This window comes from Salinispora sp. H7-4 (genome assembly GCF_013416675.1).
Taxonomy (GTDB): domain Bacteria; phylum Actinomycetota; class Actinomycetes; order Mycobacteriales; family Micromonosporaceae; genus Micromonospora; species Micromonospora vitiensis.
The window spans coordinates 56623-82055 of record NZ_JABZED010000050.1; the positions used below are offsets into that span (position 1 = coordinate 56623).

Here is a 25433-nt window from a genome sequence, read left to right on the forward strand (position 1 = left end):
CCTTGTCAAGCGCTGAATGAGCCCGAAACCGGTTCCGGAATCGGTTTCGGGCAGTCAACCCCCGTGAAATGCGTCACGTCAATAACAAGAAGGTAACGGAAGAAGTTTCCTCGCCATCTCTTCTCAGCGCCGCCCCGGGCGTGGTTTCATCGGCACACCTGAGTTCGTGGAGCGCTCCCACGCCGCCGACACCCCACCCGGCACCACCACCACCAGGATCGAGAGGAGCCGCATGGCCCCCAATCCACCGGCCGACCGGAGGCGACGCGCCGCACCGCTCGCCGCCGGCATCGTCCTCGCGCTCGCCGTCAGCGGGTTCACCGGCGGCAGCGCGCAGGCCGACGCCGTAGAGCAGATCATCAACGGCACCTTCGACGACGGCCACGCGCCCTGGTGGTCCACGGCCAACCTCACCCTCGACTCCAGCGACGGCCGGCTCTGCACCGATGTGCCCGGTGGCACGATCAACCCGTGGGACGCCATCATCGGCCAGGACAACATCTCCCTCCAGACCGGCGTGACGTACGAGTTCCAGTTCTTCGGCAGCGCCACCCCGGGCAAGGTCGGCAAGGCGCTGATCCAACTCCCGGTCCCGCCGTACACCCAGTACCTCGCCGCCAACCCGGCGCTGACCGTCTCCGGCGACAGCTACCGCTACACCTTCACCTCCCCGGTCGACCTGCCGAACGCCCAGGTCGCGTTCCAGATCGGCGGCAGTGCCGAGCCGTGGCGAATCTGCCTGGACGACATCAGCCTCCTCGGGGACGCCGAGCCGGACGAGTACGAGCCGGACACCGGCCCACGGGTACGCGTGAACCAGGTCGGCTACCTGCCCAAGGGGCCGAAGAACGCCACCGTCGTCACCGAGGCGACCGAAACGCTGCCCTGGCAGCTGCGAAACGACGCCGGGGCCGTCGTCGCCAGCGGCACCACCCAACCTCGGGGACTGGATGAGTCGTCCGGGCAACACGTACACAGCATCGACTTCGGCGACTACCAGAAGAAGGGCACCGGCTACACCCTCACCGCCGACGGGGAAACCAGCCGGCCGTTCGACCTCGGCACCGACTTCTACGAGCAGCTCCGGCTCGACGCGCTCAGGTTCTACTACACCCAACGCAGCGGCGTGGAGATCCGCGAGGACCTGCGCCCCGGCTACGGCCGACCGGCCGGGCACGTCGGTGCCGCCCCCAACCAGGGAGACATGTCGGTCCCCTGCCAGCCCGGCGTCTGCGACTACACACTGGACGTCTCCGGCGGCTGGTACGACGCGGGCGACCACGGCAAGTACGTCGTCAACGGCGGCATCTCCGTACACCAACTGATGAGCGAGTACGAGCGCTCCCTCCTGGCCCCGACCGGCGAATTCTGGAAGCTGCGCGACGGCACCCTCGACCTGCCGGAGAGCGGCAACCGGGTGCCGGACATTCTCGACGAGGCCCGTTGGGAACAGGAGTTCCTGCTCAAGATGCAGGTACCGGCGGGGCAGCCCTACGCCGGCATGGCCCACCACAAGATCCACGACGACTCCTGGACCGGTCTCCCGCTCCTGCCCCACCTCGACCCGAAGCTCCGCGAGCTGCACCCGGTCTCCACCGCGGCGACGCTCAACCTGGCGGCCACCGCCGCCCAGGCCGCCCGGGTCTACCTGCCCTACGACTGGCGGTTCGCCCTGCGGAACCTCAAAGCCGCGAAGGCGGCGTGGGCGGCAGCGCAGTCCCACCCCGAGATGTACGCCGACCCGAACGACGGCAACGGCGGTGGCGCGTACAGCGATGACAACGTCACCGACGAGTTCTACTGGGCCGCCGCCGAGCTGTTCATCACCACCGGCGCCCGCGAGTACCGGGACTTCCTGCTCGACTCCCCGCTGCACACCGCGGACGTCTGGCGGGACCGGGGCTTCGACTGGGGCAACACGGCCCAGCTCGGCCGACTCCAGTTGGCAACCCTGCCCAACGGCCTGCCCGACCGGGAACGAGTCCGGCAGTCGGTCATCACCGGCGCCGACAAGTATCTCGCCACGCTGGAGGCGCACCCGTACGGCATCCCGTACGCGCCCACGGACAACACGTACGACTGGGGATCCAACAACCTGATCCTGAACAACGCCATCGTGATGGCGGTGGCGTTCGATATCACCGGCACCGACCGCTACCGCGACGGCGTCCTGGAAACCATGGACTACATCTTCGGGCGCAACGCTCTCAACCAGTCCTACGTGACCGGGTACGGCGAGGTGGCCTCGGAGAACCAGCACAGCCGCTGGTACGCCCACCAACTCAACACCGACCTGCCCAACCCGCCCCGGGGCACCCTGTCCGGAGGTCCCAACTCAAGCATCCAGGACCCGGTCGCCCAGCAGAAACTGCAGGGGTGCCCGCCGCAGTTCTGCTACCTCGACGACATCGAATCGTGGTCGACCAACGAGCTGACCATCAACTGGAACGCGCCGCTGGCCTGGCTCGTCGCTTTCGTCGCCGACCAGGACAACGGCGACGCCCGCGGTCGACTGCGTTAGGTAATCGTGGACCGCCCCGGCCTGACAACCAGGCCGGGGCGCTCGCCTAACGGCGTAGCGCGGCGGTGAAGGAGCGCCAGGAGCCCGAGTCGATGGAGAGCGCCGGACCCATCGGATCCTTACTGTCCCGCACCCCCACCACACCCGGCAGGTTCGTCGCCACCTCAACACACTGGTCACTAGAACCACTCCGGCTGCTCTTCCGCCAGGTAGCACCCGTCAAGTTCATGACTTCACCACTCTCCTCACCAGTTCGATCGATCTCTGTAGATGCAATTCCTCACCCTAGCTGCATTGAATGGTGACGAACAGACGCCACCGGGAACCTATCCGGCACGTTGCGCTGCGACGAACTCGGCAATGGCAGGCGCTTTGCGGGCATGCGGCTGCATCTGGCGAGTCAAACCAGCGATGCGCAGCGAGAGCCGGCCCGAATTGATATCGCCGACAGCGTCGGTAGCCACCGACGCAACCCGCCCCGCTTCGTCAAACTCCCCGGCGTACAGCAACGCTTCCGCCAGGCTGAGTTGGTCGAGGGTACGGTTCCGGGCTAACGACACGCCGCGCAGGTCCAGGGCCCGATGAAGACGATTGATGGCGGTTAGGGCATGTCGGGGGTTGGTGCGAGCTAGGTCCGTGTACGCGGCGCCGGTGAGGCTGTAGAGCTCTGCCTCGGTGACGTGCTGGGCGGCCCAGCCGGGTGCACCAGTCGCATCTACCTGGGTGAAGGCGTCCTCGGCGTCTCCCACAGCACGACGGACCAGGTCCGTGTGACCTGCCTGGGCGTGCGCCCACGCCCGGATACAGGTCTGGTTGGCGCGGTCGCCTGCGGTGAACAGGTCGCTGGCGCGCTGCGCGGCCGCGTCGAGGAGTGCCAGCGTCTTGTCGGGGTTACGCAGTTCGATGTTGTGCCCCGCCATCCGCACGACGGTGTGACCGCCAAGGGCGGTATCGCCGGCGGTGGTGGCGGCGGACAAGGCAAGCCAGGCGTGTTCGTCGGCGCTGCGGTGGTCTCCAATGTCGCGCGCGATGTACGCGCCGAGGCCGGCGAGTTCGGCGATCGCGACGAGTAGCGCCGTACGAACCTTCGGTTCGTGGGCAGTGCCGTACAGGGTGGCGGCCCGCTCCAGCAACTGCGCAGCCGGTTGCTGCACAGCCAATCCACCATGTCGAGATACCCACCCCCGGTAGACGGCGGTCGTGTCGACGAGGTCAGCAACGTGATCCATGCCGACCTTGCGAGGTGTGGTTGCCGAGGTCAGCGGCCAACCCGCCACCGCCATCCCGGCCGTGCTGAGGGCTTGCAGTACCGCGCGCCGCCGCACGTTCTCACCGCCTTCCTCGTCGTCACCCGCCAAGGCGAAGAGCGCACCGTTGGCACCGAGAGCGTGGTCCTAGCTCCCGCCTCATCACTGACCGCAGCGCAGGGACCCACCCTCGCCGACCCGACGGTGAACAGGGGTGCACATCCCAGCCAGTCCGGGTCGCATGCCTGCCCGCTGCCCCGGCGACAAGCATGCTTCCCAGGTGGCGCGTTTGGACCAGGCAATGCCTGCGACGCACGACGTTCGTGACGATGGAGGCGCTCGCCCTAACGGCGTAACGCGGCGGTGAAGGACCGCCAGGAACCCGGGTCGATGGAGAGCGCCGGACCCGCCGGATCCTTACTGTCCCGCACCCCCACCACACCTGGTAGGTTCGTCGCCACCTCAACACACTGGTCGTTGGAACCACTGCGACTGCTCTTACGCCACCGCGCACCGGTCATTTCCATGACTCCACCAGTTCCTTGATCCGCTCGATGGACTCCTGCGGGGGCAGGGCCACGGCGAGAGTAGCTTCCCAGGTCCGCTGCAAGCGCATGAGATCAGCCAGCCGGTCGAACTCCTGACCGCCGATCTGGCCACCGAGGAACGCGAGTTCGCCTCCACCAGCCATGCTGGCGAGGATGAACGGGCCATTGAGACCTGGATACTCTTCCGCAGAACAGGGCACGACTTGGACTCGGACGTGTGGGTGCTCGACGGCTAAGCGGGCGAGGTGTGACAACTGGTCGCGCATGACCTTTCGACCACCTACCCTCCGCCGCAACACCGCCTCATCCATCACCCCCACGAGCCGGGACGGACGCTCGGCATAGAGAACTGCCTGACCGTCCAGTCGGTCGGCAAGCCTGCGCTCCACCTCCTCTGGCTCAAGTAGCGGATCCGACTCAAAGACCGCCCGCGCATACGCCTCGGTCTGCAACAACCCTGGAACGTGTAGTGGATCGAACCAGCGTAGGGCCCACGACTCCGCCTGGATTCTGCGCCAACCACGGGACCATGCCTGGTTCTTATCGAGGACGACCAAATCGGTCAACATGCGGGTGAAGAGGCCGCCGGTGTCGACAACCTTGTCGAACTGTTCGAGATACTTGCTGGTCGGCGGCGCCTGCCCCAACTCCACCGCACTGACCATCGACGGCGAATAGTTGATGGCCTTGGCCAACTCCTCCTGACTCCAGCCCCGCCGAATCCGCGCCCGCCGTAACTCCGCCACCAAAAACGCCGCAGCGGTCATCTCTCCAGTCGCCATCTCCAACCGCCCTCCACGAACCGGTTGATCGACTCCAATAACGCGCCACCCGCAACCCCGGCCCCACCCAAAGGCCCTCGCACAACACGGCCAAACCCTTCCGACCGTAGCCGCACCCTCAGCACACTGTGAAGCACGACGCTCGCTTCCATTCTCGAACGCGGCGTCGCGGTGGGTCGCCCGCTCCCCCGGCCGGGCGGCCCCACCGCCGGGGCCGTGACACTCACAGTGGATTCAAGAAGGGCCGCGTCATGTCTCGATCTATCCGAAGCTGGTTTTCCCGCGCATTCCGGTGGCCGCGCAACCAACGCCCCATACCGCTCGCACCCCGACACCGCCGGGTCTGGCGCGGGCCCCGCCCCCAGTGCTCCTGCGGCCTACGCTGGCGAACCTGCCCGGACCGCCACACCATCGTGCCAACCGAACCCACCACCGCCGCGCCCCCGCCGAACCGCCCCGCGTGGAACGCCCCCACCGTCGCCAACCCCCAGGTAGGCCGGGTGGGCTGGCTCACCCCCGCCCAAACCTGGCGCGCCAACGGCGGCAAGTGGTGACCCCGCCCGCCGCCCGACCGCACCTGCCGCTACGCCCACTCTGGATCTGCCGCACCTGCGCCGCAACCTGGCCCTGCGCCACCGCCCGACTCACCCTGCGCCACGAGTACGGCAAGGACCTCGTCGCACTCCGGATCTACCTCTGCGCCCAACTCCACGACGCCGCAGCCGACCTGCACAAACTCCACCCACAGCATGGCCCAGACCCAAAAACCCTCTTCGACCGGTTCCTCGCCTGGACACCCCGAAACAGCCCGCCAGCGATGAATTCAGATCAGGATGACGGGGTTGGTTAGGTGGGGGGCACCAGTGAGTCAGCGGGGCACCGGAATGTCGGTGGGTGATGATGATATCGGTGAAAGCGAGCTTTCCGTGATCATGACACCTCAGCAACCCCGGAGAGGTGGGCAGGAGCGCTGTTCCCGGCTCGCGAAGCGAGGATGCCAGCAACCGGTGGAGGTTTCATGGGAAAAGTAGTATTGGATATGACGATGTCGGTAGATGGTTGCATCGCCGCCGCGGACGGTGGGCCCGCCGGGCTGCATGACTGGTTCTTCGCACCCTCGCCGGAGAGCCAGGCGATCGTCGAGGAGCTGCAGCGCAGCATGGGCGCGATGGTCATGGGGCGACGCACCTACGACCAGGGTGCCAGCCAGGACGGGTTCGTGGACAACCCGTTCCCGGTCGAGCACTTCGTCGTGTCGCACAGCGCGCCAGAGCAGGTGGCCAAAGGGGACACCGTCTTCCACTTCATCCCGGACGTGGCCGAGGCCGTACGCCGGGCGCAGGCCGCCGCGGGCGAGCGCGAGGTCATCATCGGCGGCGGCGCCCAGCTCGCCCAGCAGTGCCTGGCCGCGGGGCTCGTTGACGAGATGCGGCTGGCGGTACGGCCCCTGGTGATCGACGGCGGGATCAAGCTGTTCGACGCTACCGCCCTGCGGTTGGAGAACATCGGTGTGATCGATACGCCCCAGGCGACCCACCTGCGGTTTAAGATCCTGCGCTGAGCTGGGTGTTCCCTGGGGCGCGGAGGCCACGCCCCAGGGAACACCAGACGGCCTGGATGACGGCCGACTCCGCCACCGCCCGCGCCCCTGGCCCTCGGTCCTCGATCCCCGGCCCTCGGTCCTCGATCCCCGGCCCTCGGTCCTCGATCCTCGGTCCTCGATCCTCGGTCCTCGATCCTCGGTCCTCGGTCCTCGGTTCAGCTCGCTGCCCCAGTTGATGGCTTGCCGGGACTCCCGGTGATCTCAGCCGCTAGCTTGAGGAGGTTAAGCGCAGCCGAGGAACCCTGGAGCGCCGAATGCCGCACCTGACCATTGTTGTCGACGTTCACGCCAAGCCGGACCAGGTGGAACCGCTCAAGGCCGAGCTCAGGAGGGTTGTCCCGCTCATCCGCCAGGAGAACGGGTGCATCGACTACTACCTCCATCAGGACAACAGCGACCCCACCCGTTTCCTCGTTTACGAGAACTGGGAGTCCTATGAACTCTGGCAGGTGCACATGAACCGCTCACACGTGCAAGAGCATGGGGAAGCCACCGCCGACAAGATCGCTGAATGCACGCGGTACGAGATGAGTCAGATTGCTTGAGTCCGGCGCCGTACGGCGCCGTCGGACCCTTGCTCCTTCGCGGCCCTAGCCGCCGAGGACTGCGGTGGCCTCCACCTCGACCAGCAGGTCGGGGCCGGCGAGCGCGCTGATGCCCAGGCCCGTCAACGGGGCGGCCAGGGTGACGCCCAACTTCGCCGCCGCCCGCGCGATGCCCTCCCCCAGGAGCGCCATCTTGTCGGGCGTCCAGTCGACGACGTACACGGTCAACTTCGCCACGTCATCGAAGGAGCCGCCGACCTCGGCCAGGGCGGTGGCGACGTTGAGGTAGCACTGCTCGACCTGGGCGGCGAGGTCGCCCACGCCAACCGTGTTCCCGTCGGCATCGACGGCGACCTGGCCGGCGAGGAAGACCAGCCGCGACCCGGCGGCGACCGCCACCTGCGAGTAGAGGTCGACCTTCGGCAGCCCTTCGGGGTTCACCAGTGTGATGGTCATGCTGACTCCCTTTCCTGGAGCTGTCGGTTAGACCATCTAAACATAGCACAGCTATGCTATGTATCCTGGCGTTGTGGCCAGGAGGAAAGACCCAGCGGTCCGTACCCAACTCATCGAGCGGGCCGCGCAGATGCTCCGCACCCGCGAGCCCATCACCCTCCGCTCGCTGGTGGCCGGCACGAGCGTGTCCACCATGGCCGTCTACACCCACTTCGGCGGGATGGACGGCATGTGGAAAGCCCTCCGGCAGGAGGGCTTCACCCGCCTGGGCACCCGGCTCGCCCAGGTCGCGCCCTCGAAGGACCCGGTCCGGGACCTGACCGCCCTGGTCACCGCCTACCTGGGCAACGCCCTGGACCACCCCGACCTGTACCGGGTCATGTTCGACGCCAACTTCGACCTGGAAGACGCCCAGGCAGCGGACGACACCCTGGAATACCTGGTCCAAGCCGCCGAACGAGGCCGGCTAGCCGGCCGCTACCGCGCCGACACCAACCCGCTCGAACTGGCCACCCAGAGCTGGGCCGTCGCCCACGGGCTGGTCTCCCTGGTCGCCACCGGCCCGCTGCCCCGGCCGGCCCTCGCCCACGGCCCCCTCCTGCTGACCGCACTCTTCACCGCCACCGGAGACGACCCCGACCGATGCCGCCGATCGGTGGCGAGTGGCTGGCAGCCGCGCCTGACCGAATGAGCCAGTCAGGGATACCGCCAGACAGGGCCGGGGCTATCGCCACGTGTCCCACCGCTGGCGAGTCCACCACCCCTCAGCATGATCAGAGTGGGCCTCCCCGGTATCGCAGAGCAGACGGCGCAGCCGGCCGCGATGAACGCGGCCGGCCAGCGAGCCAGATTCCGTCCCTACTAGCGCGCACGCCGTCGAGCAGCCGTCGACGAAGAGCGGGGGTACCTGGTGGTGGAAGACTCCGGAACAATGACGATGCTCAGCGAGGCGCGGCGAAGACCTGCGTCCAGTACGGTCCGTTACTACTCGCGACGCCGACGCCGATCTCGGTAAAGGAGCAGTTCAGGATGTTCGCCCGGTGGCCGGGGCTGTTCATCCACGCGGTCATCACGGCCTCAGGTGACTGCTGGTTCCAGGCGACGTTCTCCCCGTAGGTGCGCCACTGGTAGCCGACGTCGCCGAGCCGATCGCCGGGGCTACTGCCGTTGCTACCCGTGTGGGACATCTTCCGGTGATCGGCCTGGTCCTGGCTGTGCCGCTGGGCGGCGGTCATCAGCTTGTCATCGACACTCAACGCCGCACAGCCGGCCTTCGCACGCTCGGCGTTGGCGAGTCGGATCACTTCGCCGGCCTCCGCGCTGACCCCGGCAGGGGCGGGCGCAGTGGTCGGCGCAGTGGTAGACACCTGAGTGGGGCGGGGTGCGGCGGTTTTGCGCACCCGCGTGGGGCGGGGCTTAGCGGTATAGCGCGACGCCTCCGGAGCTGGCCCCCGGCGCTCTCCGGTGGACCGCGACGGTGCCGCGGTACTGGGCGTGGCGCTGGGACCGGAGCTGGAGCTGGTCGAGGAGCGCCGCTCGGCACGGCTCCCGCCCCCCTGGTGGTAGGAGGTCGGCTTCGTGGCCACGATGTCTCTGTAGCCCGAGGTGGGGATGAGTTCGTCTCCGTCGGAGAGTGCGGCGGCACCAACCCCGAGGCTCACGGCCAGCGTGGCAGCCGCCGTCGCACCGATGAGTACCGGCCGGCGAGTCCGGTGGCCGACGCGAGGGCCTTTGTTCGCGGGTGGACTGTCGGCCGAGGACGCACCACCGATCCGATGCCCACTCGCTGGTCCGCCGGTCGGCCCGGCGGGCTCGTCCCGCCCGCCCGCCGGCCGCTGGCGGTGCCGGCCACCCGACGATTCCTGCTGCCGCCGGTCCCAGTCATCGGCAGGCCGATCCCATACGTCGGCAGCCGGTTTGGGTTCCCGACGATCACCATCCGGTTCCATCGATTCGCTCCAGCCATACACGCCGGTAGCCTCCTCGGTCTCAAACTGCGGGTCGAGGCGACGCTACGTGCCGACAATTTCCTGCGGCAACGCATCTAAGAAACGGCTAAGAACAAGTTAAAGGAATCGGCCCCTCGAGCAGGTAAATTGAAGTAGGCAACTAATGGTCGGTGCGTCACACCAGGTGGCGACGGCGGCGGGCCGCCGGACAGGACCGGTTCCAGCGTGAGCGGCAGCCATGACGCGCAAACTCTTCCGCATCCGTCAAGAGGAGACCGGCGGCACTACGCACGCTGATCGGAAAAAGAGCCGACTTAACCGCTATCCGTTGAGAAACAGACATCAAGCGCAGTCGGGCAGCTACGGCTCCCGCTTCTCGGCCCGATCCAGTTACGCAGTAGTGATCCATCACTACCTATCGTCGACAAGGCACCGATATCGCCGCAGGCCCAATCGTGATCCCGCGCGCCAACAGACCAGCGGCGTGCGGGATCACGCTACGTGCCCTCGTACCGTCAGGGGTGCGTCATCCGGAGCAGGTCGAGCGCCTCATCAAGCTGCTCCCCGGTGAGCTTGCCGGACTCCAGGTGCCCCCGGGAGACCACCACCTCCCGGATCGAAACCTGCTTCGCGAGGGCCTCCTTCGCGATCGACGCGGCCTCGTCGTACCCGAGATGCCGGTTGAGCGGGGTGACGATGGACGGCGAGCCCTCCGCGTACGCCAAACAGACCTCGGCGTCCGCGACCAGGCCGACCACGCACCGGTCCGCCAACAACCGCCCCGACGCGGCCAGCAATTTGATCGACTCCAGCAGGTTGCGGGCCATCACCGGGAGCATGACGTTCAACTCGAAATCGCCCTGGGAACCGGCGAAGGCGACCGTCGCGTCGTTGCCGATCACCTGCGCACAGACCTGGCGGACCGCCTCGCAGACCACCGGGTTCACCTTGCCGGGCATGATCGACGAACCGGGCTGGAGATCCGGGATCCGCAACTCCCGCAGCCCGGCGCGGGGCCCGGAGCCCATCCAGCGGATGTCGTTGGCCATCTTGTAGAGACCGACCGCGATCGTCCGCAGCTGACCGGAGGTCTCCACCAGCGCGTCCCGCGCGCCCTGCGCCTCGAAGTGGTTCCGCGCCTCGGTCAGCGGCAGCCCCGTCGAGTCGCGCAGTCGCTCGACCACCCGCGCCGCGAAGCCCAGCGGAGTGTTGATGCCGGTGCCGACCGCGGTGCCACCCAACGGCAGCTCGGCCAGGCGGGGCAGGGCCGACTCCAGCCGCTCGATGCCGTAGCGGACCTGCGCGGCGTACCCGCCGAACTCCTGACCGAGCGTGACCGGCGTGGCGTCCATCAGGTGGGTACGCCCCGCCTTGACCACATCCCCGAACTCGGCGGCCTTGCCCTCCAACGCCTCCGCCAGATGCACCAGGGAGGGCAGCAGGTCTCGGGTCACGAACTCGGTGGCGGCCAGGTGGACCGAGGACGGAAAGACGTCGTTGCTCGACTGCGACGCGTTCACGTCGTCGTTGGGGTGCACGTCGGCGCCGAGCTCGCGGCCGGCCAGGGTGGCGATCACCTCGTTGGTGTTCATGTTCGACGACGTGCCAGAGCCGGTCTGGAAAACATCGACGGGGAACTGGTCGTCGTACCCGCCGTCGGCCACGTGCGCCGCGGCGGCGGCGATCGCGGCGGCCACATTCGCGTCGATCACCCCCAGCTCACCGTTGACCTCGGCCGCGGCTCCCTTGATCTGGGCCAGCGCCCGGATCTGGGCCGGCTCCAACCCCCGCCCGGAGATCGGAAAGTTCTGCACCGCGCGCTGGGTCTGCGCCCGCCACAGCGCCGCGGCCGGCACCTCCACGTCGCCCATCGAGTCGCGTTCGATCCGGTAGCCGGTCGCCTCAGGATTCGTCACCCCACCATCCTGCCGCGCACGACCGCCCCGCGCGGATATTCACCCCGAGCCGGTCAGTCCAGCTCGGTCAACAGCCGCCGCACCTCGTGCCGCTCCGGCACGTCGACCTGGTCGAACAGGGCAAGCGCCTGGGTCCAGTGCGCTCGCGCCGCACTCACGTCCGTCGACCGCAGGCAGCGGGCCATGCCGTCCAGGGCCCGCGCCTGCTCGTACCGATGGTTGATTTTCTGGGCATCCTGCAGCACCCGGCGGAAGAGATCCAACGCGCTGGGCCGGTCCCCCTGCTCAGCGATCGCCTGAGCCAGCAGGTTGCGGGAGGCACACGCACCAACCCGGTCGCCGGACTTGTTGATCGCGATCAGTGCCTCCCGGTGCAGCCGCGCGGCTTCCCCGGGCCGCCCAGACTCCCGCGCCAACACACCGAACTCGTTGAGGACCTCGCCCTCGCCGTAGCTGTTGCCGACCCGCCGCATGAGCCGTAGTGCCGCCCGGAGTAGCCGCCGGGCCGGCACGATGTCCCCCATCCGGTGCCGGATCATGCCGGTGTGCGCGAACGCCCGGCCCAGTGCCCACAGATCATCGATCTCCCGTGCCAGCACCATGTGCAGCCGGGTCGTGCGCAGAGCTTCCTCGTACCGGCCCCAGTAGACGAGCGCGCAGCCCCTGTTGTTCGTCAGCTCGGCAAGCCTAGCCCGCCCAGTACTGGCATCGGCGAACGTGATCGCCTCGTCGTAAAAATCCAAGCCGCGCCGGTAGTCGCCATTGCTGGAGTACGCGGCTCCAATGTTCATCAGTACGCTCATTATCTGTTGCCGCAGCCCGCGCCGGCGGCACACCTGGAGACTCCGCGACATCAGGGTGATCGCCTCGGGGAACCGCGCCAGCCGATAGTGCGCCGAGGCCAGGTAGTTCAGGGTCAGCGCCACCGCAGCCTGATCGTCGAGGCGTTCCGCCGCGCGGAGCCCCACGGTGTGCATTTCCATCAGCTCGCTGAAGTGGCCACCCTGGTAGTTCACCCACCAGCAGGCACGGGCAAGCCGCCAACAGTGCTGGAGCAATCCCTCCGCCTCGGCGACTCGGGGCAGCGCGGTCAACACCACGCGGTTGTTGTCGAACCAGGTTGACCCCTGCGGTAGGCATGCCTCGACCAGGTCGGCCCGCGGCGGATCCGGCAGCACGAAGGCGGCCTGGCTGGTTGCTTCGAGGACTCGGGCGATCGCCGCCGCCACGCACAGGTGATGATCGAGGAGCCGCTCCAGGGCGGCGGAGCGCTCGGCCGCTCGACCGGGTTCGGCCAACAGGCGGCGGGCGTACTTCTGGACCAGGTCGTGGAGGCGGAACCGGCCCGGCCTCGGCTCCTCGACCAGATTCGCGTCGATCAACTCGTCGAGCAGGTCCCGGGCGTCGGGTAGGGCCAGCTCTGCCAACGCGGCGGCGACCGCGTTGTCGAAGTTGCTGTCCGGATGCACGCCGAGCAGTCGGAAGAGCCGCCGCGAAGGCGGGGAGACCTGCGCGTACGACAGGGCGAAGGCGCCGCCCACCGAACGCGGCCCGGCCGCGAACTCGGCCAGCGGATCACGGGCTCCGGCCAGCCGCTCCACAAGGTCAACGATCCGCCAGTTCGGCCGGTGCGCCAACCGGGCACCCGCCAGGCGGATCGCCAACGGCAGGAAGCCGCAGCGACGAATCACCTCCGCCGCCGCCTCCGGTTCGGCGGCGACCCGCTCCGGACCGGCCACCCGGCCCAGCATCGTGACGGCCTCGTCCAGATCGAGCACGGGCAGCGACATAGGGTGGCCCGCATCCAGCCCGGCCAACCGCCATCGACTGGTCACCAGCGTGAGGCAGGACCGCCCGGTCGGCAGCAGGGGTGCGACCTGATCGACGCTCGCCGCATTGTCCAGCAACACCAACGCCCGCCGACCGGAGAGTTCGGTGCGCCACAGGGCGAGACGGTCCTCCAGGTCCACCGGAACCCGCTCCGCTGGTACGCCCAGCTGCCGTAGCAACGTCGCCACCGCGGCGGCCGGGGTCAACGGAGAGCGGTCACTGTGGCCGTGCAGGTCGATGTAGAGCTGCGCGTCCGGGTAACGGTCGGCGAGGCGGGTGGCGAGGTGCACCGCGAGGGTGGTCTTGCCGCTGCCCGCCATCCCGTCGATCAGTTGAACCTGGGTGTCCCCCTCGTGGAACTGCTGGAGCAGTTTCACGACGATCTCCTGCCGGCCGGTGAAGTCGCTGATCGCCCTCGGGAGGCCCCGGACCGGGGCGGTGGTGCGCCGCGGTCCAGTGGTGACCAGGTCCCCGGCCAGCACCCGCTGGTGCAGTTGCTGCAGCTCCACGCCGGGCTCGATGCCCAGCTCCTCGGCGTAGTGCCGGCGCCCGTCCCGGTAGACGACGAGGGCATCGGCCTGGCGACCGATGACAGAGAGAGCCAGCATCAGTTGGCCCCGCAGGCGATCCCGCAGTGGGTGTCGCGCGACCGCCTCGGTCAGTTCGTCGATCAGGTCAACGGCGTTGCCGAGCCGCAGCTCGACGTCGACGCACTCCTCCAGCACCGTCACCCGTTGCTCGTCGAGCGTCTGCGCCCGGCCGCGTATGCTCCGCCCGGCGATACCGCCCAGCGCCGGCCCCCGCCAGAGCGCGAGCGCGGCACGGAACCGCCGTCGGGCGTCCGCCAGTTCGTCAGCGGCGACCGCCGCCCGGGCGGCGGCAACCTCGTTGCCGAACACCTCCGCGTCGAGGTCACCGGGCGCGGTACGGACGCTGTATCCAACCGGGTCGGTGACGATGAGTTCCGGGGGCAACCCGAGGGTGACGAAATGGCGCCGCAGCCGGGACACACAGGTCTGCAGCTGGGCCCGGGCAGTAGCCGGTGGCTGCTCCTCCCAGACCGCGTCGACCAGCTCCGCCACTGGCACGATCCGACCCGCCTGCAGTAGCAGCGTCGCGAGGATGGTCCGATCCCGACCCGCGGTAACGGTGGCCTCGCCACCGACCCGCAGCGGGCCCAGGATCCCAAACCGCATACGTCCACTCCTGCCGTACGTGCAACTTCCCGCAGGGTAGCTGTCGACCTAAAACCATTTTGGCTACGGCGATAGCGCGGTGAGAGTGGATCAAGAGAGGGCTGTCCGACAATCCAGGACGCGTAATTGAGGAAACATGTGACGGGGGCGGTGCGCCCGTTCCGCGGTAGCCGAGCGGGCGCACCGATGTCAGCGGCGGCCGACGGTGAGGACCGGCTTGGTCACCTCGGCGAAGAAGTCGTTGCCCTTGTCGTCGACCACGATGAAGGCCGGGAAGTCCTCCACCTCGATCCGCCAGACCGCCTCCATGCCGAGCTCGGCGTACTCGAGGACCTCGACGTGCTTGATGCAGTCCTGGGCCAGCCGGGCCGCCGGGCCGCCGATCGAGCCGAGGTAGAAGCCGCCGTGCTCCTGGCAGGAACGGGTGACCTGGGTGGAACGATTGCCCTTGGCCAGCATCACCATCGAGCCGCCGGCGGCCTGGAACTTCTCCACGTACGCGTCCATCCGGCCCGCCGTGGTCGGGCCGAACGAGCCGGAGGCGTAGCCCTCGGGGGTCTTGGCCGGCCCGGCGTAGTAGACCGCGTGGTCCCGCAGGTAGGCCGGCATCGACTCGCCGGCGTCCAGCCGCTCGGCGATCTTGGCGTGGGCAATGTCCCGGGCGACGACCAGCGGACCGCTCAGCGACAGCCGGGTCTTGACCGGGTACCTGCTCAACTCGGCGCGGATCTCGGCCATCGGCCGGTTGAGGTCGACCCGGACCACCTCCGACGACTCCAACTGGGACTCCGTCACGTCGGGCAGGTAGCGGGCCGGGTCCGTCTCCAGTCGCTCCAGCCACACCCCCGACGGGGTGATCTTTGCCACCGCCTGCCGGTCCGCCGAGCAGGACACGGCGATCGCCACCGGGCACGACGCGCCGTGCCGGGGTAGCCGGACCACCCGCACGTCGTGGCAGAAGTACCGGCCACCGAACTGCGCGCCGATGCCGAAGTCCCGGGTCAGCTCCAGCACCTCGGCCTCCAGCTCCAGGTCGCGGAAGCCGTGCGCGGTCATCGAACCGGCGGTCGGCAGCCGGTCGAGGTACTTCGCCGAGGCCAGCTTGGCGGTCTTCAGCGCGTACTCCGCGCTGGTGCCGCCGATGACGACGGCCAGATGGTACGGCGGGCAGGCCGCCGTACCGATCAACCGCAGCTTCTCCTCCAGGAACTGCATCATCCGCGTCGGATTCAGCAACGCCTTGGTCTCCTGGTACAGGTACGACTTGTTGGCCGAGCCGCCGCCCTTGGCCATGAAGAGGAACTTGTACGCGTCCGGCTGCCCGTCCGGGTCCTCGGCGTAGAGCTCCACCTGCGCCGGCAGGTTGCTGCCGGTGTTGCGCTCCTCCCACATGGTCAGTGGGGCGAGCTGCGAGTAGCGCAGGTTCAGCCGGGTGTACGCCTGCCAGACCCCCCGGGAGATCGACTCGGCGTCCGCCCCGTCGGTGAGCACGTGCCGGCCCCGCTTGCCCAGCACGATCGCCGTACCGGTGTCCTGGCACATCGGGAGCACCCCACCGGCGGCGATGTTGGCGTTGCGGAGCAGGTCCAGCGCGACGAAGCGGTCGTTCGGCGAGGCCGCCGGATCATCGATGATCGACCGGAGCTGCGCCAGGTGCGCGGGGCGCAGAAAATGCGCGATGTCGTGCATCGCCTCGGCGGTCAGCGCGGTGAGCGCGGCCGGCTCCACAGTCAGGAATCGGCGACCACCGGGGCCGTTGACGACGTCAACGCCCTCGTCGGTGATCAGGCGGTACTCCGTCTGGTCCGAACCGGTCGGCAGCAGGGGTGCGTACGAGAAGGAGGCGGCACTGCTCATGAGCGGAAAGCCTAGGGCAGAAGAGCCGTCCGGTCCCACCCGCCGGGTAGGTCCTGGGACAGCGCTCTCACCCCGTCGGGTCGATTGGCGGGAAGGAGACGTACCCGATCTGCCGGCCCTCGCCGATGACCATGCCGTTCGCTCCGACCGCGAGCGCGTTCGCCGCCGTCCGGAGGTTCGCCAGCTCAGTGCCGGTAGCCGGATCGAGCGCGACGAGCCGGGACGGCTCCCGCTCGGCGAAGATCGCCGCGGACGGGGTGAGCGTCGCCCGCGGCTCCTTCTCGGCGGGGCGGGTCCACCGGGTCTCGCCACCGCCCAGTTCGCGGACCGAGACCGAGCGCTGGTCGGCCGCGCGGACCAGGGCGTATCGATCGTCAACGGCGACGATCTTCGTGCCCAGGTCGGTGACCAGCAGCAGCCGGCCGTCGTAGGCGTCGAGGACCGCCTGCCTGCCGTCCGGCGACACCCCGATCAGCACGCTGCGGGCGCCCAACGGGTCCCGGCGCTGGGCACAGCCGATGGCGTCGGCGGTGCCGAAGTTGACGCCCGCCCGCTGCCAGGTCTCCTTCCCCAACAACGGGTCCCATCCCGAGACGGTGTAAAGACAGTTGCCCTCCTCGGAGCGGGCGGTGAGCCGCAACATCCGGCCACCGACCACCGACAGCCGCTCGTCCCGGCCCGGCTCGATGTCCACGAGCACCCGTCCGGTCGCGGTGTCCAACACGTGCACGCGACCGTCGACCGGAAACCCGAGCAGCCCGGGTACCGGCTCCGGTCCGGAGACCCCGTTGTCGATTCGGACGGCCTCGATCCGACGGGTGTCGAGCAGCCCCGGGTTGTCCCCCAGCAGGCCACTTTGGACGCCAGGCAGGTAGGCCGTCCACAGCGGCGTGTCCCCGCGCGGATCCCAGGCGTGCAACGTGCAGTCGGTGGGGGCCGGGCAGCGCGCGTCGATCAGCAGGTTCTGCCAGGTCCAGACCGCGACCGCGTCGGTGTCCCGCCGCCGGGTGGCACCGGTTACCGGGTCGAGCACCTCGTAGCCCCGGGTGAGAAGCTTGCCCACCACGACGACGGCGTCCTGCCCCGCACCGGCGACCGCCGACCAGTCGGCCTTGCGCTTCCAGAGCGGGGTGCCGTCGCCGAGCCGTACCGCCTCCACCCGGGTGCGCTGCTCGACCACGACGGCTTCCCCGGCGATGGTGACGCTGCGCGGGGTGCCACCGACGCGTTGCTGCCAGACCACGCCCGGCCCGCCGATCGGGGCACTGCGGTTCACCCAGTCCCACACCCCGGGGAACGGGTTCCAGACACCGCTCACCGAGAGCACGACGACCGTCACGAGCCCGAGCAGCAACCAACCAGGCTTACCCAGGCCGCGCCCCTTCACCACCGGGACACGGTAGCCGCCCGCCCGGACCGCCGCATCCCGCCGCGCCCGCACCCGGCGGGGCCAGCGTCCGCCAGAGCACCACCGTCGCGGTGAGCGACGCCACCCCGGCGAGCGCTATCACGGTGCCGGGGGCGACCACCTCGCTCAACGCCCCGCCGGCCGCGGCGGCCAATCCCTGCCCCGCCATCATGCCGGTGCCCAGCAGCCCGAACGCCTGCCCCCGGCGGGCTTCCGGCACCGCGTCGAGAAACCGCCGGGCCAGCCCGAGGTGGTAGGCGAAACCGGCGGTCGCGACCGTGAGCAGCACCACCGCCGGCCACTGACTCGGCTCGGCCACGAAAGCCAGCAACGGCACGCCGAGCAGCAGCGCCAGCCACGGAGTCAACGCCTCCCGGCGGGCGGGCCCGACGAACCGTCCGACCAGCAGGTCACCGAGAAGCATCCCGAAGGCACCGGCCATCAGCAGCAGGCCGGCACTGGCCGCCGGTTCGAGCTGGGCCGCGTACGGCACGAGCACGCCATCGGCCCCGACCAGCAGCGAGCCGGGAATCCACTGTGCCAGGAGCAGGCCGCGTACCCGCCGGTCGGCGAGGAGTATCCGGTTCACCCGCCAGGTCTCCCCGACGGCGCTTCCGGTCCCCGTCGCCACCCGGGGCGCTCGGGACGTCAGCCCGACCCGGGCCAGCAGGGCGGCGAGGAGGCAGGTGGCCGCCGTGAGCCAGAGCGCCCCGTACGGGCCGACCAGCCCGAGCAGCAGGCCACCGAGGGCGAACCCGGCCACCTGGGTGCCCCCGGCCGCCACGGTGAGCACCGACCGCCCCAACACGTACGCGTCGCCGTGCAGTATCTCCGGCAGCAGCGCGCTGCGGGCGGCGCTGCTGACCGGGGCGAGGAGTCCGACGACCGCGACCAGGCCGAGCATGGCCGGCGGGGAGAGCACGCCGAGCGCGAGCACCACGACCATGGCGAGCCGGAACAGGTCGTAGCCGACGATGAGCCGCCGCGGCGGCCACCGGTCGGCGAGGGCGAGCAGGAACACCCCGCCCACCGCGTGCGGCAGGAACCCGGTCACGTACGCCAACGCGGCCAGCAGCCCGGAGCCGGTGCGCTCGTAGATCAGCACGGACAGGGCGAGCATCTTCACCGTCTCGCCGATCACGAACACGCTGTAGCCGCCGAAGAGCGCCCGGAACTCGGCGACGGCGAAGACGTCCCGGAAGGTGACGGGACGGGAGTCGGTAACGATCATTCGAGTAAGTGTGGGGAGTGACCCGGTGACGACCTATCCTTTCGTTCACCAGCGAAAGGAGCGGCATGCGGATCGAGGTGACCTCGGCGGATGTGGCGGTGAGCCGCTACGCCATCTCGCCGCTCGGGGAGGCGATGTCGGCGCTGCGGCTCTGCGCCGGGCAGAACGAGGTCACCGGGCTGACCCCGTGGGTGACCCGGGCCCGCCCCGCCTTCGAGCAGCTGCGGCGAAGCATGCCGGCGATCGACGCGCTGTTGGCGTTGCAACGCCAGGGCGCGTACAACGCGGACTTCTACCAACCGCCGCCAGACGGCATGGCACGGGAGTTCGCCGACGAACTCGCCCTGGTCCGGGCTACTCCACTGGCGCGGGCCCGCGCCGAGTTGGCCCGCAACCTCGCCGGCCACCGAACCCCACCGGCGAACGCCCGTCGGATCTACGAGTCGCCGGACGTGGTGGACCAACTCGCCGACGGGCTCGAGGCGGCCTGGGTCACGCTGGTCGAGCCGGAGTGGCCGCGCCTACGGGCCGTCCTGGAGCGGGACCTGCTGCACCGGGCGGGGCGGCTGCTCGCGTACGGCTGGGGCGCGGCGGTCGCGGACCTGGACCCCCGGCTGCACTGGGTGCCCGGCCCGGGCGTCGGCTATCTCGACCTCGCCGACCGGGACCCGCGGACGTACCCGCTGACCGGGCGCGGAATGCTCTTCGTGCCCACCGTCTTCGGCTCCCTGATGTACTACGTCGAGCAGCCCGGGCCGTACGCGATCGTCTACCAGGCCGCCGGGGTCGCCGAACTACTCGGCCCCGCGGACCCGACGCGGCCGGTGGACGCGCTGGACCGGCTGGTCGGCCGGGGCCGCGCCACGGTGCTGCGCGCCCTGACGGCCCCCGCGACGACCAGTCAGCTCGTCGCGCAACTCGGCCTGAGCCTGGGCGGCGTCGGCGACCATCTGGCGGTGCTGCGCGAGGCCGGCCTGGTGACCCGCGCCCGCGCCGGCCGGACGGTCCGCTACCGCCGCACCTCGCTGGGGGACGCGCTCGCCGAGAACGGCTGACCGGCCCCGGCGCCCTCCGCTGCCGTCGGTGACGTTGCCCGCAGCGCGGAGCGGAGCAGGGGAAGGACCCGGTGCGGGATCTGCTCGGCCAGGGCGATGATCGTCGAGGTGCGTCGGATGCTCTCGTGCGACACGATCTGGTCGATCACCCGTTGCAGGTCGGCGTTGGAGCGGGCCACGATTCGGCAGAGCAGGTCACCGGAGCCGGTGATGGTGTGCGCCTCGAGCACCTCCGGGATCGCCGCCAGGTGGGCGACGACCGGATCGCGCCCGTGTCGTTGGCTGATCTCCAGGGTGACGAAGCTGGTCACCCCGAACCCGACGGCGGCCGGGGACACCGCGGGGCCGAACCCGTCGATCACCCCGCGGGCGACCAACTTGTCCAGCCGCGCCTGCACGGTGCCCCGGGCCACCCCGAGGCGACGGGAGCACTCCAGCACGCCGATCCGCGGCTCCTCGGCGAAGAGCTCGATCAGGCCGACGTCGAGGCTGTCCAGCTGGACAGTATGACCAGGGTTCATAGGCAAGGACCCTACTGCATGTACAACCTGACCAGCCAGATCAAGAACAGTTGCTCAGTGACCGGGAGCACAGCGATATTCACGGGAAGAACACGGCACTGACGGAACACGGCTGCGGCCCACCAGGCCGGCCGGTACGCGAGGGAGGGCCACCATGACCCAGGCGATCGACCGACCCCAGTCGAACGACGAGGTCAACGCCGACCTGCTGGTCGGCGCCGTTGACCACGACATCAGCCGCGACCCATTCCCGGTCAAGGGCCTGGACCACGTGCAGTTCCTGGTCGGTAACGCCAAACAGGCCGCGCACTACTACTCCACCGCGTTCGGCATGACCTGCGTGGCCTACCGGGGGCCGGAGCAGGGCTACCGGGACCACGCCCAGTACGTGCTGACCAGCGGTTCGGCCCGGTTCGTCCTCACCGGGGCGGTCCGCCCGGACGCACCCGGCGCCGAGCAGGTCGCCCGGCACAGCGACGGGGTCTGCGACATCGCGCTGGAGGTCCCCGACGTGGACGCGGCGTACGCGCACGCCATGGCCCAGGGCGCGACCAGCCTGGCCGAGCCGCACGAGGTCAGCGACGAACACGGCACGGTCCGGATCGCCGCCATCGCCACCTACGGCGACACCCGCCACACCCTGCTGGACCGCTCCCGCTACCACGGTCCGTTCCTGCCCGGCTACGTTGCCCGCGGACCGATCGTGGACCGCCAGCCGATGATCGACGCCGGCGTCCAGCCGAAGCGCTTCTTCCAGGCGATCGACCACGTCGTCGGCAACGTCGAGCTGGGCCGGATGGACGAGTGGGTCGAGTTCTACCAGCGGGTGATGGGCTTCACCAACATGGCGGAGTTCGTCGGCGACGACATCGCCACCGACTACTCGGCGCTGATGAGCAAGGTGGTCGCCAACGGCACCCGGAAGGTGAAGTTCCCGCTCAACGAGCCGGCGGTCGCCCGGAAGAAGTCGCAGATCGACGAGTATCTGGACTTCTACCAGGGCCCCGGGGCCCAGCACATCGCGGTGGCCACCAACGACATCCTGGCCAGCGTGGACGCGATGCGTGCGGCGGGCGTGGACTTCCTGGAGACCCCGGACTCGTACTACGACGACCCGGAGCTGCGGGCCCGGATCGGCGAGGTCCGGGTGCCGATCGAGGAGCTGAAGGCCCGCCGGATCCTGGTCGACCGGGACGAGGACGGCTACCTGCTCCAGATCTTCACCAACCCGGTGCAGGACCGCCCGACCGTCTTCTTCGAGCTGATCGAGCGACACGGCTCGCTCGGCTTCGGCAAGGGCAACTTCAAGGCGCTCTTCGAGGCCATCGAGCGGGAACAGGAGAAGCGCGGCAACCTGTGACGGTCCGGGTTGGCGGCCCGGTGGCCGCCAACCCCCGGGCCGCCAACCACCGTCGTTAAGGTGTCCAGGTGAGCGAGCAGAACGAGGTTGCGCGGTGAGCGTCGCACCCGGTTGGTATCTGGACCCCGCCGACCCGGGCACCCGGCGGTACTGGGACGGCGAGGGTTGGCTCGGTGCGCCCATCCCGGCCGAGGCCACCCCGCCGGCGGGCCCGCCGCCGCCCGAGCCTGAGCCCGAGGCGAAACCGGCTACCCAGGCCGACGAGCCCGGCCCACCCGCCGGCCAGCCGGGCGCCGTGGCGGGTCAGCCCGCCCCGTCCGGTTCCGGCGCCCCGCCACCCGGGTACGGGCCGCCGGGGTACGGGCCGCCACCGGGTGCGCCGTACCCGACCTGGCCCGGTCAGCAGCTCGAGCCTCGTCCGCACGGGCTGCCGCTGGCCGGGTTCGGGGCCCGGCTGGTAGCCCGCCTCATCGACATCACCGTCGTCCTCGCGCTGAACGTGGTGGTGAACTCCTGGTTCGTGTGGCAGTACATCCAGCAGGTCTCCCCGCGCTTCGCCGAGTTCTGGCGCCGGATCATTGAGCAGGACACCATCAACACCACCGAGCTACCGGCGGCGGGTGACCAGGCCGACAGCCTCCAGATCGCGGTTCTGTTGATCGCCACGGCGCTCTGGATGGCCTACGAGGTACCGTCGATGGCCAACCGCGGGCAGACCTTCGGCAAGCGGGTGATGGGCCTGCAGGTGCTACCGGTGAGCGCCGTCGCCCCGCTGGGCTTCGGGCGGGCGCTGCGCCGCTGGAACACGCTCGGCCTGCCCACCCTGCTCTGGTTCTGCTGCGTCGGCTTCCTGCTACAGCTCATCGACTCCCTCTCCCCGCTGTTCGACCGTCCGCTCCGGCAGGCCCTGCATGACAAGCGGGCGCAGACCGTGGTGGTTCAGCTACCCCGCACCCCCGCCCCGAACGACCGCCCCGCACCCCCGGGAGACACCGCATGACCGACACCGGACAACGCCGGCCAGCGCCCCGGCTCACCCGCGCCGACCTGGACGTCCTGCCCAGCTACGTGCCGGGGCGCAGCCCGGCCGACCTGGCCCGCGAGCTGGGCCTGCCCGAGGCGATCAAACTGGCCAGCAACGAGGTGCCGTACGGCCCGCTACCCGGCGTGGTGGCGGCGGTCACCGAGGCCACCACAAACGCTCACCGGTACCCGGACATGGGCGTGGTGGCGCTGCGCGCGGCCCTCGCCGAGCAGTACGGGGTGGACGCCGACCGGATCGCCACCGGCTGCGGCTCGGTGGCGCTCGCCGATCACCTGGTCCGGGCCACCTGCATGCCCGGTGACGAGTTGCTCTACTCCTGGCGCTCGTTCGAGGCGTACCCGATCATCGCGGCGACCAACGGGGCGACCAGCGTACGGGTCAGCAACGACGCCGGGCACGGGCACGACCTGACCGCGATGGCCGCCGCGATCACCGACCGCACCCGAATGGTCCTGGTCTGCAACCCGAACAACCCCACCGGCACCGCGGTACGCCGAGCCGAGCTGGAGCGTTTCCTCGACCAGGTCCCGGACGACGTGCTGGTGGTCATCGACGAGGCGTACCGGGAGTTCGTCACCGACCCGGAGGTGCCGGACGGCCTCAGCTATCTGGACCGACCGAACGTGGCGGTGCTGCGGACCCTGTCGAAGGCCTGGGGGCTGGCCGGGCTGCGGATCGGATTCCTGGTCGCCCAGCCGGAGGTGGCCGCGGCCGTCCGGAAGGTGGTCACGCCCTTCTCCGCCAGCGCGGCCGCCCAGGCCGGCGCGCTGGCGGCCCTCGCCCAGGCCGACGAGGTGCGGCGGCGCTGCGCCCTGGTCGTGGCCGAGCGGGGTCGGGTCACCGAGGCGGTACGCAAGCTGGTCCCGGACGTGCCGACCAGCCAGGCCAACTTCGTCTGGCTACCCCTGGGCGACCAGGCGGTGGAGTTCGGCCGGGCCTGCGAGTCGCGCGGCGTGATCGTGCGGCCCTTCCCCGGCGACGGGGTCCGGGTCACCATCGGCACCCCGGCCGAGAACGACGCCTTCCTGGCCGCGGCGGAGGCCGCGCTCAGCTGAGCCACGGCGGTTCCGCTCGCCGCGAGCTGACGGTCTGCTCAGGTCGCGGCGAGCAGAACCGGTCGCGAGGTGAGGAAGTAACGCTGATCGTCCGCCTCCGCGTCGACCGGGAGGCGGAGGCACTCCACCGCCAGGTAGCCGTCGACCGCGTACGCCGTGCCCGGGGCCCACGATGTGCTGTCGGTGCCGAGCGAAAGCTGGAACCGGGATCGCTGATCCCCACTGACCGAATCAAACGTGATCAGGCTGTTACTGTCAGTGACCAGATGTACCCGGTCCGGCTCCACCGCGAGCACCCGGGCCGCGCCCACATCCTCGTGCCGCCACCGCTCGCTCCCGGTCCGCGCCTCCCGGGCCACCAGGGCGCCGTCCCGTACGCCGACGGCGACGTCACCGGCGAGCCGGGTGTCCGGCGCGTCCAGCACCGGGGCCGCAACCGGCTCTCCCGGGCCGAACAGCCAGCCCCGAGCCGCGTCGTCACCCGGTCCGACAGCCGTACGGAGGCCGGCGCAACCGGATCGACCCGAGTGGCAGCCGAGCGGGGTGACGACCAGCGTCTCCCCACCGCCCGGCGGGCTCCAGCGGGTGACCGCGCCGGTGGCCGCGTCCCGGAAGTCGATGGTCGCCGCCGGGCTGCAGGAGTCGACGCTCACCAGACCGCCCGCCGTGCTGGTGCCGATCGCCTGCTGGCACCCCGGCCGGATGTCGGACTGCCAGAGTTGCCGCCCATCGGCCAGATTCCAGCCGGCCATCGCATCCCCGCCGACAGCGAGCACCACCGAGGTGTCGGCAGCCGAAGCCAGGAAGAGCCCCGCCGGGTTCCACACGACTTCCGCACCGGTTCGCCGGGACCCGGTGTCGTGCTCCGGCACCGGCCCCTCCGCCCGCCAGGCGATCTGGCCGGTACGCCCGTCCAGCGCCACCACCTGGCCGTCCGACCACTGGGTCACCACGGTGTGGCCGCTCGCCACCACGCCCTCCAGCTCGGCGGGCCAGCGGCGGAAGGACCAGTACGGGGTACTTCGATGCTTGAAATCGACCGGCTCGTCGGCGTAGACCTGGCGCTCGGCCGCGTACACCCGGATCCGGCCGTCCACCACCAGTGGCGCCACCGGCAGCCGCGCGACGAGGCCGGGGGACGGAGTCGCCGCCGTGGGGTATGCGCCGGCCGCTGCGGTGCTGACCTCGGCCGGGGCCAGCACCCGGTAAACCGTGGCCGCCACCGCCATCAGCACCACCACGACCACCGCCGCCACGACGAACAGCCGACGGCCTGTCGGGAAAACCATGCGCACCTCCGCCCGGAAC

Annotated in this window: 23 protein-coding genes; 10 read left to right on the forward strand and 13 right to left on the reverse strand. The window is 69.9% G+C overall.

Features of this window, described 5'->3' with window-relative positions; all coding sequences use genetic code 11:
• The first annotated feature begins 166 nt into the window (after window positions 1-166).
• Entirely contained in the window at window positions 167-2521 is a 2355-nt protein-coding gene (locus H0524_RS19270; protein ID WP_309225161.1) for a glycoside hydrolase family 9 protein, read from the forward strand.
• Window positions 2522-2567: 46 nt separating this feature from the next.
• Here H0524_RS19270 and H0524_RS19275 read toward each other — a convergent pair whose 3' ends face one another.
• The 4 genes from H0524_RS19275 to H0524_RS19290 form a co-directional block, all read right to left on the reverse strand.
• Complete coding sequence (locus H0524_RS19275; protein WP_180199902.1) at window positions 2568-2750, reverse strand: DUF397 domain-containing protein; 183 nt, start codon at window positions 2748-2750, stop codon at window positions 2568-2570.
• A gap of 97 nt (window positions 2751-2847) precedes the next feature.
• A complete protein-coding gene (locus H0524_RS19280) occupies window positions 2848-3879 on the reverse strand; it encodes a hypothetical protein (RefSeq protein WP_180199903.1) in 1032 nt (343 codons plus the stop codon).
• A gap of 233 nt (window positions 3880-4112) precedes the next feature.
• Window positions 4113-4295, reverse strand: coding sequence for a DUF397 domain-containing protein (locus H0524_RS19285; RefSeq protein ID WP_180199904.1), 183 nt, complete (start codon window positions 4293-4295; stop codon window positions 4113-4115).
• Window positions 4286-5098 carry a helix-turn-helix transcriptional regulator gene (locus H0524_RS19290; RefSeq protein WP_180199905.1) on the reverse strand — a complete coding sequence of 271 codons (813 nt, stop codon included), beginning with the start codon at window positions 5096-5098 and terminating at the stop codon, window positions 4286-4288. The genes H0524_RS19285 and H0524_RS19290 overlap by 10 nt, the downstream gene beginning before the upstream one ends.
• 413 nt (window positions 5099-5511) lie before the next feature.
• Here H0524_RS19290 and H0524_RS19295 point away from each other — a divergent pair, with 413 nt between their 5' ends.
• The 4 genes from H0524_RS19295 to H0524_RS19310 all read left to right on the forward strand — a co-directional run bounded on the left by H0524_RS19295 (window position 5512) and on the right by H0524_RS19310 (window position 7246).
• A complete protein-coding gene (locus H0524_RS19295; protein ID WP_155244540.1) occupies window positions 5512-5652 on the forward strand; it encodes a hypothetical protein in 141 nt (46 codons plus the stop codon).
• Window positions 5646-5948 (forward strand): hypothetical protein, encoded by a 303-nt coding sequence (locus tag H0524_RS19300; RefSeq protein WP_180199906.1) that lies wholly within the window; start codon window positions 5646-5648, stop codon window positions 5946-5948. Before H0524_RS19295 ends, H0524_RS19300 begins: the two co-directional genes overlap by 7 nt.
• A gap of 168 nt (window positions 5949-6116) precedes the next feature.
• On the forward strand, window positions 6117-6659 hold the full coding sequence (locus H0524_RS19305; RefSeq protein WP_255436069.1) for a dihydrofolate reductase family protein: 543 nt from the start codon (window positions 6117-6119) through the stop codon (window positions 6657-6659).
• A gap of 296 nt (window positions 6660-6955) precedes the next feature.
• The gene (locus H0524_RS19310; protein WP_180199907.1) at window positions 6956-7246 is read left to right on the forward strand and encodes a putative quinol monooxygenase; all 291 of its coding nucleotides are present in this window, start codon (window positions 6956-6958) and stop codon (window positions 7244-7246) included.
• 45 nt (window positions 7247-7291) lie between these two features.
• Here the strand turns inward: H0524_RS19310 and H0524_RS19315 are convergent, their stop codons facing one another.
• Window positions 7292-7702 (reverse strand): RidA family protein, encoded by a 411-nt coding sequence (locus H0524_RS19315; RefSeq protein ID WP_018726638.1) that lies wholly within the window; start codon window positions 7700-7702, stop codon window positions 7292-7294.
• A 73-nt stretch (window positions 7703-7775) separates the two neighbouring features.
• Here H0524_RS19315 and H0524_RS19320 point away from each other — a divergent pair, with 73 nt between their 5' ends.
• Window positions 7776-8393, forward strand: coding sequence for a TetR/AcrR family transcriptional regulator (locus H0524_RS19320; RefSeq protein ID WP_180199908.1), 618 nt, complete (start codon window positions 7776-7778; stop codon window positions 8391-8393).
• A gap of 250 nt (window positions 8394-8643) precedes the next feature.
• Here the strand turns inward: H0524_RS19320 and H0524_RS19325 are convergent, their stop codons facing one another.
• From H0524_RS19325 to H0524_RS19350, 6 genes are all read right to left on the reverse strand, one after another.
• Window positions 8644-9672, reverse strand: a complete 1029-nt coding sequence (locus H0524_RS19325) for a CAP domain-containing protein (RefSeq protein WP_180199909.1) — start codon at window positions 9670-9672, stop codon at window positions 8644-8646.
• 494 nt (window positions 9673-10166) lie between these two features.
• Window positions 10167-11567 carry an aspartate ammonia-lyase gene (locus H0524_RS19330; protein ID WP_180199910.1) on the reverse strand — a complete coding sequence of 467 codons (1401 nt, stop codon included), beginning with the start codon at window positions 11565-11567 and terminating at the stop codon, window positions 10167-10169.
• 53 nt (window positions 11568-11620) lie between these two features.
• Complete coding sequence (locus H0524_RS19335; RefSeq protein ID WP_180199911.1) at window positions 11621-14593, reverse strand: BTAD domain-containing putative transcriptional regulator; 2973 nt, start codon at window positions 14591-14593, stop codon at window positions 11621-11623.
• Between the two features lie 189 nt (window positions 14594-14782).
• Entirely contained in the window at window positions 14783-16450 is a 1668-nt protein-coding gene (locus H0524_RS19340) for a fumarate hydratase (RefSeq protein WP_180199912.1), read from the reverse strand.
• Between the two features lie 67 nt (window positions 16451-16517).
• Window positions 16518-17891 carry a PQQ-binding-like beta-propeller repeat protein gene (locus H0524_RS19345; RefSeq protein WP_180199913.1) on the reverse strand — a complete coding sequence of 458 codons (1374 nt, stop codon included), beginning with the start codon at window positions 17889-17891 and terminating at the stop codon, window positions 16518-16520.
• Window positions 17815-19089 carry an MFS transporter gene (locus tag H0524_RS19350; protein WP_180199914.1) on the reverse strand — a complete coding sequence of 425 codons (1275 nt, stop codon included), beginning with the start codon at window positions 19087-19089 and terminating at the stop codon, window positions 17815-17817. Before H0524_RS19350 ends, H0524_RS19345 begins: the two co-directional genes overlap by 77 nt.
• A 65-nt stretch (window positions 19090-19154) precedes the next feature.
• Here H0524_RS19350 and H0524_RS19355 point away from each other — a divergent pair, with 65 nt between their 5' ends.
• Complete coding sequence (locus tag H0524_RS19355; RefSeq protein ID WP_180199915.1) at window positions 19155-20144, forward strand: helix-turn-helix domain-containing protein; 990 nt, start codon at window positions 19155-19157, stop codon at window positions 20142-20144.
• Here the strand turns inward: H0524_RS19355 and H0524_RS19360 are convergent.
• The gene (locus H0524_RS19360) at window positions 20099-20665 is read right to left on the reverse strand and encodes an Lrp/AsnC family transcriptional regulator (protein WP_180199916.1); all 567 of its coding nucleotides are present in this window, start codon (window positions 20663-20665) and stop codon (window positions 20099-20101) included. The genes H0524_RS19355 and H0524_RS19360 overlap by 46 nt on opposite strands.
• A 154-nt stretch (window positions 20666-20819) precedes the next feature.
• On the opposite strand from H0524_RS19360, the gene hppD reads away from it, so the two are divergent.
• The 3 genes from hppD (at window position 20820) to hisC (ending at window position 24125) form a co-directional block, all read left to right on the forward strand.
• Complete coding sequence (gene hppD, locus H0524_RS19365) at window positions 20820-22025, forward strand: 4-hydroxyphenylpyruvate dioxygenase (RefSeq protein WP_180199917.1); 1206 nt, start codon at window positions 20820-20822, stop codon at window positions 22023-22025.
• Between the two features lie 94 nt (window positions 22026-22119).
• A complete protein-coding gene (locus tag H0524_RS19370; RefSeq protein ID WP_180199918.1) occupies window positions 22120-23025 on the forward strand; it encodes an RDD family protein in 906 nt (301 codons plus the stop codon).
• Complete coding sequence (gene hisC, locus H0524_RS19375; protein ID WP_018726622.1) at window positions 23022-24125, forward strand: histidinol-phosphate transaminase; 1104 nt, start codon at window positions 23022-23024, stop codon at window positions 24123-24125. Before H0524_RS19370 ends, hisC begins: the two co-directional genes overlap by 4 nt.
• A gap of 38 nt (window positions 24126-24163) precedes the next feature.
• Here the strand turns inward: hisC and H0524_RS19380 are convergent, their stop codons facing one another.
• On the reverse strand, window positions 24164-25414 hold the full coding sequence (locus tag H0524_RS19380; protein WP_180199919.1) for a PQQ-binding-like beta-propeller repeat protein: 1251 nt from the start codon (window positions 25412-25414) through the stop codon (window positions 24164-24166).
• Window positions 25415-25433 lie beyond the last annotated feature (19 nt).